Annotated in this window: 8 protein-coding genes and 1 pseudogene; 8 read left to right on the top strand and 1 reads right to left on the bottom strand. The window is 41.1% G+C overall.

The window, feature by feature from the left end:
• Positions 1–47: 47 nt before the first annotated feature.
• A pseudogene (locus PSI14_RS09140) lies at positions 48–356 on the top strand (peptidase M20); the annotation flags it as partial.
• Between the two features lie 289 nt (positions 357–645).
• Positions 646–1929, top strand: coding sequence for a dicarboxylate/amino acid:cation symporter (locus tag PSI14_RS09135; RefSeq protein ID WP_273575613.1), 1284 nt, complete (start codon positions 646–648; stop codon positions 1927–1929).
• 58 nt (positions 1930–1987) lie between these two features.
• Here PSI14_RS09135 and PSI14_RS09130 read toward each other — a convergent pair whose 3' ends face one another.
• Positions 1988–2881: a LysR substrate-binding domain-containing protein gene (locus tag PSI14_RS09130; RefSeq protein WP_273575612.1), complete on the bottom strand. Its 894-nt coding sequence runs from the start codon at positions 2879–2881 to the stop codon at positions 1988–1990.
• Positions 2882–3019: 138 nt separating this feature from the next.
• Between PSI14_RS09130 and cuyB the strand changes: the two genes are divergently transcribed.
• From cuyB to PSI14_RS09100, 6 genes are all read left to right on the top strand, one after another.
• On the top strand, positions 3020–3718 hold the full coding sequence (cuyB, locus tag PSI14_RS09125) for a cysteate racemase (RefSeq protein ID WP_273575611.1): 699 nt from the start codon (positions 3020–3022) through the stop codon (positions 3716–3718).
• 159 nt (positions 3719–3877) lie between these two features.
• Positions 3878–4771, top strand: a complete 894-nt coding sequence (locus PSI14_RS09120) for an IS982 family transposase (protein ID WP_273575610.1) — start codon at positions 3878–3880, stop codon at positions 4769–4771.
• A gap of 625 nt (positions 4772–5396) precedes the next feature.
• Positions 5397–8474: an inverse autotransporter beta domain-containing protein gene (locus PSI14_RS09115; protein ID WP_273575609.1), complete on the top strand. Its 3078-nt coding sequence runs from the start codon at positions 5397–5399 to the stop codon at positions 8472–8474.
• A gap of 299 nt (positions 8475–8773) precedes the next feature.
• On the top strand, positions 8774–10471 hold the full coding sequence (locus tag PSI14_RS09110; RefSeq protein ID WP_273575608.1) for a sensor histidine kinase: 1698 nt from the start codon (positions 8774–8776) through the stop codon (positions 10469–10471).
• 2 nt (positions 10472–10473) lie between these two features.
• Complete coding sequence (btsR, locus tag PSI14_RS09105; protein WP_273575607.1) at positions 10474–11193, top strand: two-component system response regulator BtsR; 720 nt, start codon at positions 10474–10476, stop codon at positions 11191–11193.
• A gap of 57 nt (positions 11194–11250) precedes the next feature.
• On the top strand, positions 11251–11649 hold the full coding sequence (locus PSI14_RS09100) for a hypothetical protein (RefSeq protein ID WP_273575606.1): 399 nt from the start codon (positions 11251–11253) through the stop codon (positions 11647–11649).
• The last annotated feature ends 39 nt before the right edge of the window (positions 11650–11688 follow it).

The following is an 11688-nucleotide window of genomic DNA, read 5'->3' as shown; positions in this document are numbered from 1 at the left end:
AATAAAAGAAATACCATCTTTTAAAATAACTAAAAGAGAATATTATTATGGATATTTTATTAAGCGAATCTATTCAGAAAATCGCCGGTAAATTACAAAACTGGCGCCGCGATTTCCATCATTTTGTTGAATCGGGTTGGTTTGAATTCAGAACAGCAACTCTCGTGGCAGATGAACTACATCGTTTAGGCTATAGCCTGAAAATGGGAAAAGAGGTTATCAAGGCAGATGCCCGAATGGGCTTACCATCAGAGCAGGCATTACAGGCACAAGAACAGCGCGCTATTGAACAGGGAGCAGAATTAATAAATCAGTTATTTTGGCAGGGTTTAGTAAAACATTTTTCTAAAGGTTATTATCCATTTACGGTGGCTCCGTAATGAAATATATTTACAGATGAAGTGATTTATTTTTAAACACAGATAATACCTTATTCCTTTACTATAAAAATTAATAAAGACCATAAAATCGAAAAATTAATTTCCCATATCCTTTGTTACCTCATAATTTCTGGAATTAATTTCTATCCCAATAGAGTCATGCGTTTTCTGCATACTGCATCTTTCATTTGCATTTCATCAAAAGTTAAAAAAATGTAAACATCCAATCAAGTAAAAATCAGAAAACAAAAAATAAGAGGTCATCATGAACAGGCAAAAGCTCATGCGACAAATTATCATCGCCATACTGCTTGGGATTATTACCGGTTGGGGTTTTCATCATTATCTTGATGCCAGTCAGGCAAAAGAAGTCGCCGCCTATATCAACATCATCACTGATGTATTCCTGCGCCTGATAAAAATGATCATCGCACCACTTGTATTTGCCACGATTGTGACGGGATTAATGTCAATTGGCGGTTCATCTTCCGTAGGACGCATTACCCTCAAAGCGATGGTATGGTTTATTGTCGCGGGATTAGTTTCACTGGGTATTGGTATGCTGATGGCTAACGTATTTCAGCCCGGCGTTGGGCTTAATGTCACTATCCCACAGCAGGAAGAGGTAAATACTGGCCTCAATACCAGCGGGTTCTCGTTGAAAAACTTTATCAGCCATATTTTCCCAAGCAGCTTCGCTTCTGCGATGGCGAATAATGAGATCTTACAGATCCTGATTTTTTCGATCTTTTTTGGCGCAGCACTTTCCTATATTTGCCACAACAACCAGAAAAAAAGCCTCATCGTGACTTTGATTGAAGATCTGGGTCGCATCATGTTTCGTATCACAGACTACGTAATGTCATTTGCGCCGATTGCCGTGTTTGCTGCCATTGCATCCGCCGTTACTGTACAAGGTTTGGGCTTGCTTTATGACTACGGCAAACTGATTGGTCTCTTTTACCTCGGACTACTTTTGCTCTGGGCGATTCTGTCAGCCGTTGGATTCTTTTTTCTCGGCAATGGCATGTTTTCACTGATGAAACTTATTCGGGAACCCGTAACATTAGCTTTTGCCACAGCAAGCAGCGAATCCGCTTACCCCAAAACCATGAACGCACTGGATCGCTTTGGTGTCCCGAAAAAAATCTCCAGCTTCGTATTACCGTTGGGTTACTCCTTTAACCTTGATGGCTCGATGATGTATCAATCCTTTGCTGTCCTTTTTATCGCACAGGCTTATAACATCGATCTGAGTATCACCGAACAAATTTTGATTATGTTGACATTGATGATCACCAGCAAAGGCATGGCTGGCGTTGCGCGAGCTTCGGTGGTAGTCGTCGCGGCGACATTGCCGATGTTCAGTTTGCCAGAAGCGGGGATCTTGCTCATTCTCGCCATTGATCAATTCCTTGATATGGGTCGCACAGCGACCAACGTCGTGGGTAACAGCATTTCCACCGCCGTGATTGCTAAATTGGAAGAAAAGCAGGGTAGTGACGAACGGGCAGATCAGCAAAGTGAAATTGCTCGCCAAGAAGCATAAACATATTTGCTGTATTCCGTAGCGATTACAGCAAGTTAATCTGATAGCAGGCTGGTGGTCAGATTACTGTCCACCGTTTGCGCATATATTGCCAAAAACGCTCTGAGGAAGGGTTAAGGCGGGAATAAGTCCGATAAATAAAAACCCCCATTTTTATCGAAGCCTGCTCTGGTTCCAGCAAACACAATTTCTGCTCCCTGAGTTCCTCACGGATTGAATAATCCGGCAGCCAACCGACACCGTGACCATCCAGCACCATACGTTTCAGTAGTTCGCTCATGGATGAAAGACAAAAATAAGTAAACCGTTCCTTAAAATTTTTTTCCAGCAACTGATTTACCTGACGTCCCATATAACTTTCATCGGTGTATTTCATTAATGGCAAAGGTGTGTCTTCCAGCCGATATAATGGTTTTCCATCCGCTGTACAGCCAGAAACAAGGTATAATCGAGCATCCAATACCTTATGATGAAGGAACGGTAATGTCATTAATTCTTCATTAAAGAAAGCCAGAATAAAATCACTTTTACCGTTTTTGAGATTATTGACAGCCTCATCAACATTAATGGATTCAATATTAAAAACCTTATCTGATTTTTCAGCAAAACCAGAAATCAATTCGGGTAATAAAGAAATAGACAGCGAATGAGCGGCGGTGATATTAATTCGGTATTTAGATATTTCTCCGCCTTTTAACTTGCCGATTTGATACTCTATATCACCAAGAAGATTCCTGACATAAACAATAAAACCTCTTCCTTGTAACGAAAGTTGTAATGGATTCGAGTTACGATTAAATATTTCAAAACCGACAGCATTCTCAAGAGCCTGAATCCTGCGGCTAAAAGAAGACTGAGATATATTCCTCCGTTCTGCGGCAAGCGTAAAACTTCGTAGCTCCTCCAACATTACTGCATCATATAACCATTTTAGCTCAATATTATTAAACATAAATCCACCATACAAAATAACGCTTGCTGATATCAATAAATAAAACAGTTTATGCAAATTCAACATGGGCCATAGAAATATTGCAATCCCGAACCGTAATTTTTATGCCATCATAACGATTACTGATGGAGATGGCATATGAAAAAAATAATTGGCATTCTTGGCGGTATGGGGCCGGCCGCAACTGTAGATACAATGGAAAAGATAATTCAATATACACCAGCAAACAGAGATCAGGAACATATTCCTGTTATTGCCGTTTCTTTTCCTGATATTCCAGACAGAACGGAAAGTATACTTTCTGATGGAGTATCGCCATTAAATAATATGTTGACTGCATTGAGAATATTAGAGTCATCGGGAGCGCGGTGTATTATTATGCCGTGTAATACAGCACATTATTGGTATGATGAGTTAAAAGCATCAACTAAAATGCATTTTCTGAATATGATTGAAATTACTTGTAATAAAATCGTAAGGGAAGGGATTAATAACGTTGCGATTCTTGCTACAACAGGGACGATAAAGACACGGCTTTATCAATCACGGTTGGAAAAAGAAAAGGTGAATTTTGTAGTTCCTGATGATATTCAGCAGAGAGCTATTATGGAAAGCATTTTGGTTTATAAAAGCGGGGATGAGGAAAAGGCTTATTGGTTAATAGAGTCGGTTATTTCTCAGCTTAAAAATGTTGGGGTTGAAAAATTCATTATGGGATGTAGTGAGATACCGGTTATTCTTAAAAGGGAAGGTAATACGGATAGGTATATTGATGCTACGGAAGAGTTGGTTAGATGCGCAATTGATTGGTGCTATTTTGATGAAAGTTGTGTTTGATGAAATTAAATAGAACTATCGGTAAATAGTTCTACTATTTTTTGTGGTGGGAAGAAAAAGTATAATTAACCCGAATTCTGGATAAGAAATTGACGAGAAGCCTGTTCCGGGAGCAAAGTTTTGGTGAAAGCCGAAAACAGCTCCGGGGAGGAACAGGCTATGAATAACTTAGTTGAAATTTTCTGCGATGTCGCCGATTTTTGCCGTTTTTTCATCCCTCAGTGGACGCAGTTTTGCCTTGATAACGGATACCGTCTACGTCGCCGACAAGGTCGCATGTATCCCAGTGAAATCATGACCATTGTGATCCTCTTTCATCTGTCACATTACCGTGATTTTAAACATTTTTATCTGGCGCAGATTTGGAAATATCATCACAACGATTTTCCCGCTTTGCTCAGTTATCCCCGTTTTATCCGTGTTGCCCCTTTGGTTTTGATGCCACTATGCAGTTATCTGACTCAATTAAAAGGAACACCCACAGGCATTGCTTTTATTGATTCCACGCGTTTGCGCGTTTGTCATAACCTCCGTATTCCCCGCCATAAAGTCTTTGAAGGGAGAGCGCAACGAGGAAAAACCTCAATGGGTTGGTTTTACGGGTTCAAATTGCACCTAGTTATAAACCATCAGGGGGAAATTCTGGCACTTCTGGCACTTAAAGTGACGGCGGGTAATGTGGATGATCGAGAACCTGTTCGCGAATTAACAAAAGAATTAACGGGTTCTCTTTATGGTGATAAAGGTTATCTCAGCCAGGAACTGGCTGACGATTTAGCTAAAACGGGGATCACTTTCATCACCCAAAAGCGCCGAAATATGAAAGCGCGTGTGCTGGCTGAGTGGGATAAGATAATGTTATCAAGGCGTTTTATCATTGAGACAATTAATGGACAATTAAAAATCATTTCTCAAATAGAACACTCGCGCCACCGAAGTATAAAAGGATTTCTGTTAACTGTTTTAGGGGGGGTGATTGCTCACTGCCTTAAATTGAAAAAGCCATCACTTAAAAATTTCTACTCAGAAGACGATTTTCCAGTGATGGCTTAAGCGGAATTCGGGTTATTAATAGCTGCAAATTAATTTTATATATTGCTATACAAACAATGAGTATACATTTTTGGATCGTTTGCAACGATAAAAGGAAAACGAAAATAGGCAATAGATAATAGCAAATAGTTAACCAATAAAATTCGCTTATATTTTATGCTGATTTATTTTAATCTGGAAAACAGCATCCAGATAATATAAATAAAAATGATAACCATTTGTTTTTACTTAAGTAATTAAATAAAATATGTTTTGAATATTAGAATAATATCTGAATTAGCTAAATCAGCCATTTCCCCCTATTTTCTGTTTTATTGATAATGATTGATATTGAAAGTTATATTGATCAATAATTGATTTTATGTTGGAATAAAAAACCCTTTAAATACAAAATACCAGATCAATAATCTGGAAGTTAACTATCAATCAGAATTTGTTAACTATTTTGTAATGTCTCAAATCAGGTAATGCCGTGTTGTCATTCTTTTATTTCGTCACTATCTGGCGTTTTTCTCCCTGGTTACACGACTCATGGCAAGTAGTAAATAGAAAGTAATATCCTGAAATGGATAGATTTACTGCTGGCTATCACCTGATGTTTTTTTATTGTTACAGGTTTATAGCTATGAACAAAAAATTCGATAAGCCGTGGCTACAGAATCAGCAAGAGTTGTTGAAACGTGTAGCTTGGGTGAACATTATCACCCAACTTGTGTTTCCCATTGCTGGTGCATTCACTCCCGCTATCGCTACTGCCAAAACACACTCAACTTTTCAAAATGAAAAATGGGCTTTACCAACAGCGCATTATGTCCTGAAATCAGGGGAAACGGTCAATTCTGTCGCCAAACGTTATGGTTTAACCGTCTCTGACTTAAAAAAAATCAACCAGTTACGTACTTTTGATAAGCCTTTTACCGCTCTCGGTGTGGGTAGTGAGATTGATGTCCCAAAACCTCGAAATAATAAACTTCTTCCCTTTAATTATTATTCATTACAACGGTCACCATTAGATCGGTTTTCATTAGACAAAGCTCCGATTACAGCGGAAAAGGCCTCTACTACAGATACGACAGACAAAAACGCTAAGCGCCTGGCTGAATTTTCCTCTCGGATTGGCCGGTTGCTAAGCAGCGACGACATTAAAAATAATGCAGTAAGTCAATTAAACAATCTGGCAATGGGAGAAGCCAGTCAGCAAATCCAAAATTGGTTGGGACGCTACGGTACAGCTCGTGTGCAGACTAATATGGATAGCCATGGTCATTTGAATAACAGCCAGTTTGATATGTTGTTGCCATTGTATGATAACCCTTATCAGCTAGCTTTTACACAATTCGGCCTGCGCCATATTGATAAACGTAACACCATCAATATCGGATTTGGACAACGTCAGTTTTTTGACGGTTGGATGCTGGGTTACAATGCTTTCTTCGACCACGATATCACTGGTGATAATAGCCGACTCGGCCTTGGCGCAGAATATGCCCGCAATTACCTTAAATTGTCTACGAACGGCTATTTTCGTTTAAGTAATTGGAAAGAATCGCACCTTCTGACCGATTATGATGAGCGCCCCGCTAATGGATTCGACCTGAAAGTACAAGGCTATTGCCCTTCTTTACCACAGCTCGGTGGTAAATTGATGTATGAACAATACTTCGGAGATGAAGTTGGGCTAATAAATAAAGACCACCGCAAAAAAGATCCTTCTGCCTTTACTATCGGGATTAATTATACCCCTATCCCATTACTGACTTTCGGTATTGACCGTAAACAAAATATGTCCGGTAGCGGAGATACTCAGTTCAACATGGCGCTGAATTATGAAATAGGCACACCGTGGTCAAAACAAACTGATCCGGATGCCGTAGCAGCCAAACGTACCCTGCAAGGCAGTCGTTATGATTTGGTTGAGCGCAATAATCAGATCGTTCTTGAATACCGTAAACGTGAAGTGATCTCTCTGGCGATGGATAATCAGATTATCGGTCATGCGGGTGAGATTAAGCCTCTCCATCTCAGTGTCAACAGCAAGTATGGGTTTAACTATATCCAATGGGATGCCACAAGGCTGCGTGCCAATGGCGGGCAAATCAAACACAAGGGTGACCTTAGCTATCTACTGACCCTGCCAAAATACCAATCTCAAGGCAATAATATCTATACGGTGGGAGCCATTGCTTATGATAAGCGTGGTAATGCCTCCAAACGAGTGGAAACTCAGGTACAAGTCCTCCCAGAGAGAATCAATAATGGTAAATCAACCTTTACCACAAAAGATACAGAACTGCTGGCTGATGACCATTCCACCACGATTCTGACGCTAACTTTAAAGAACAAAGATAATCATCCAGTCAGCGGTGTTGCTTCAGATATCAAATTGCTCACCAATGTACTAAGTGGGGAAGGCAGCGATCCAAAGATCGCAACGATGAAAGAAACGCAACCGGGTGTTTATCAATCTCTGCTTACTGCTGGTAAAAAGACGGGTATCCTGAAAGTTACGCCGAAAGTGTATGGAATAACTATCAATCCCGTGGAGATCACATTCGTGCATCCTGATGCACCAATTGTCAAAAATTTGACCATATCCGGTAAGTTAGTTATGGGGCAAAAGCTGAGTGCAACCTATACTTTTTACGCTAATCACGGCGATACCGTTGATAAATCCCGTTATGTGTGGGGTAACAAAGGCAGTATTGATATTAGCAAGGGTAATACGATTACCGAGTCCGGCAAGATCCCTGACTATACATTGACACAATCAGATGCAGGTACAGTGAAAGCACTTGCTGTGCAAGCACAAAACGGGCTTGGCCTCATTGGAAATACCCAATTCGTTGATAGTAGCATGGAAAGCGGGCAAGGCAATGATACACGTGATGGCGGTAGAGGTGGCACAGTCAGAGGACTCGCCGACAAAATCACGATTACGATGAGTGCCAATAAAGTTAAAAAAGATGAGCCAATCACCCTGAAAATCAAGACGCTGAATCATGGGAAATTCGTCCGAAATGTAGCTGTAAATCTTAACGCCATCAAAGCGCTAAACCGCAAGAATGAGTCTCAGAAGATCTCGATATTACTCAATGGTAAATTAGGTATATATCAGGATTTCAGCGATAACCAAGGTATTTTAACCGTCACCGTGACCGATCCGAACGGACTTGGAGTGAAAACAACGCTGTCTGCCAAAGCAGATGGCAGCGCGGCGCCTGAATCGGAAGATGCTATTTTCACTGTGATTACCAGCCCAGACGTTCCAGATGCAAATTTTTGGGGACACATGGCTGAAACTATAACGTTAAATGGAGTCACTTTTAGACGACCACTATTACAAGTAGAGGCAGAAAAAGGCCATAGGGTAACAAAGGCCACGCATTTTGAGCATGGTGAATTATGGCATCGCCGTAGCAATAAAGGCGCGTTCTCATATTGCAAGAACATAATGCATGCAGCACTACCGACAAAAGATGAGTTGGTCAACCTGAGTCAAGTCTATGCGGGTAAAATACAAGATATGTTTGGCTGGCCAGACGGTCGCGCCTATCGTTCTTCGACGCCGGGAACAGATCCAAATGGGGAACAGGGGCAAAAAGATAAAAGACCAGTAACTGGATATTATTCGATGACCATCGATCACTACAATCCACATGTCATCTCAGATAATACCTTCGATTACGTTAGCTGCAAAAACTAATGCCATTCATTTCTTAGCAAAAAATCCGTCCCGATAAGGGGCGGATTATCCTGCCTGTATTTATATCCCCTTCATCTTTCGAATGACTTTTTGTTGATTACGTTCATTCAATCACCATATGGAAGCTATGGATTACCATCTTAATGCCACCTCAATACAACTTGAAATTTCGTGAGAATAAATATGTGCTTCTGCCGAAGTTTATTGACGATATAAAAGTCTATTGACGACATGAAATTCATCCTTTGATAATGTTACTTTAAATTTATTCATCGTTATTAATCTCACAATGAAAATATATGTACGAATTTAACCTCGTGTTGTTATTACTTCAGCAAATGTGTGTCTATTTGGTGACCGCCTGGCTGCTAAGTAAAACACCTCTGTTTGTTCCTCTACTGCAAGTCACCGCTCGCTTACCACATAAATTGATGTGTTACGTTATTTTTTCTATTTTTTGCATTATGGGGACGTACTTTGGGCTGAATGTTAATGATTCCATTGCCAATACTCGTGCTATCGGTGCTGTATTGGGAGGGCTGTTCGGTGGCCCCTCAGTAGGGGCAATGGTAGGCTTCACTGGAGGGCTGCATCGCTATTCTCTCGGAGGGATGACTGCGTTCAGTTGTATGGTATCCACCATTGTGGAAGGCGTTCTTGGTGGCCTTGTCCATATTTACCTGATGAAGCAAGGCCAGATTAATAAGTTGCTGAACCCGTGGACGGCAGCTATTGTCACTTTCTTTGCTGAATGCACCCAGATGGGGATCATCTTGCTTCTTACCAATCCTTTTGGGGACGCACTGAATTTGGTGAAAGATATCGCGGCTCCTATGATCATCGCCAATAGTGTAGGAGCAGCCATGTTTATCCGTATTTTATTGGACAGACGTGCCATTTTCGAAAAATACAACAACGCTTTTTCTGCCCAAGCATTAAAAATTGCTGTCTGTACAGAGGGAATTTTGCATAAAGGATTCAATGAAGATAATAGTATGCGTGTAGCAAAAGTTATCTATCAGGAATTGGAAATCAGTGCTGTCGCGATTACAGACAGAGAAAAGTTATTGGCGTTTATCGGCACCGGTTCAGATCACCATTTACCCGGTACTCCCATTGCTGCCGAACAGTCTCATCGTGCGATTAAGAATAATGAAGTCGTGTATGCCGATGGCAATAAAACACCTTATTGTTGTTCTCTCAGCCCAACCTGCAAACTCGGCTCCGCATTGGTTATTCCTTTGCGTGGAGAAAATCAGCAGGTCATTGGTACTATCAAACTTTACGAAGCCAAGAATCGTTTATTCAGTTCTATTAATCGCACATTAGGCGAGGGTATTGCCAGTCTGCTCTCAGCTCAAATTCTTGCCGGACAGTATGAACGGAATAAGCAATCGTTACTGCAATCAGAAATAAAGCTCCTTCACGCGCAGGTGAATCCTCACTTTTTATTTAATGCCTTAAATACGTTACAAGCGGTCATTCGCCGGGATAGTCAGCAAGCAGGCCAGCTTGTACAGTATCTTTCAACATTTTTCCGTAAGAATTTGAAACGGTCTGAATACATCGCCACACTGGAGAATGAAATAGAGCATGTGAATGCTTACTTACAAATTGAGAAAGCACGCTTCCGTGAACGTCTTCAGATTGCTATAGAGATACCCGAAGCGCTGCGCTACGCAAAATTACCCGCATTTTCTCTGCAACCCATGGTAGAAAATGCCATCAAGCATGGTACGTCACAGTTATTAGATACAGGACAAATTACTATCCGTGCCTATCAGGATATCAATCTGTTGCGAGTAGAAATTGAAGACAATGCAGGACTCTATCGCTCTGAACAAATGGGAGATGGACTTGGGATGAGTCTGGTAGATAAACGTCTGCGTCTTCGCTATGGTGAGCACTACGGCGTGCATGTTGAATGCCAGCCAGAAGCATTTACCCGTATCATTTTATGTTTACCGTTGGAAAAAGGGGCTGACAAAGCGACATAAGTATGAATGTATTGATTGTTGATGATGAACCTCTGGCACGTGAGAACCTACGTTGTCTGCTGGAAGAGAAAAAGGATATTCAAATCATCGGTGAATGTGCCAATGCAGTGGAAGCAATCGGTGCTATCCATCGTCTGAAACCCGATGTCGTTTTCCTTGATATTCAAATGCCCCGCATTACTGGGCTTGAAATGGTCAGTATGCTCGATCCTGAGCATCGCCCTTATATTGTCTTTTTGACCGCTTTTGATGAGTATGCGGTGCAAGCCTTTGAAGAGCACGCTTTCGATTATTTGTTAAAACCGCTGGAAAAAGAGCGTTTGTGTAAGACGTTGCAACGGCTGCGTTCCGGTTATCAAAAACAGAATTTGGCAGATCTGCAACGCGAAGATGAGCAACTGAAATACATTCCCTGTACTGGGCATAGCCGGATCTGGTTGATGCCATTGGGTGATGTACTGTATGTCACTTCCCGGATAAGTGGTGTCTATGTCATGAGCGCCAACGGACAGGAAGGCTTTACCGAGTTGACTCTGCGCACTCTGGAAACCCGTACTTCACTGACTCGTTGCCATCGCCAATATCTCGTCAATATGACCCATTTGCGGGAAATTGTTTTTGTCGAAAGCGGACAAGCAGAACTGGTTCTAAGCAATGATAAACGTATTCCCGTGAGTCGTCGTTATCTGAAACCCCTAAAAGAAGAATTGGGGTTAAATTAATCATCGCTTAGGGCATAATCTCCTGATCCTACAGGAAAATAAATAAAGGAGATGCCCTTGGCTGATTTTTATCTCAAAATTAAGACCAATAGAATGATCCTAAAAAACCTCAATAATCAGAAAGAGATGGAGATTGAGGGAAATTTCAGTACGTCACGTTTACTTATCGGTGATTTTTATGATGCAAAATTTCAGTTACATACCCTGCTTCATCAGCATGGCTTTCTGAAAGGCATTAAGCAGATTTTTGAGTGTAAACACCGTGTACTGGTTCATCCATTGGAGCAAAGCGAAGGAGGGCTGTGCTCTGTGGAAGAACGGATTTTGCAGGAAGTAACGCATGTTAGTTTCAAAGGCAGGTTAAAGAAAGTGGTCATTCATCAAGGTGAGCACTTACTTTCAGATACCGAGGCCAAAGCCGAATTAAACAAACGTATCATCAAGAAAGCGGCCTGAATTCAATTCGAATTTCATCAGACATAAACATATGCCATA

Source organism: Xenorhabdus anantnagensis (assembly GCF_028598555.1).
Taxonomy (GTDB): Bacteria; Pseudomonadota; Gammaproteobacteria; order Enterobacterales; family Enterobacteriaceae; genus Xenorhabdus; species Xenorhabdus anantnagensis.
The sequence above is the reverse complement of the archived record's forward strand: the minus strand, read 5'-3'. Positions and strand labels throughout refer to the sequence as shown.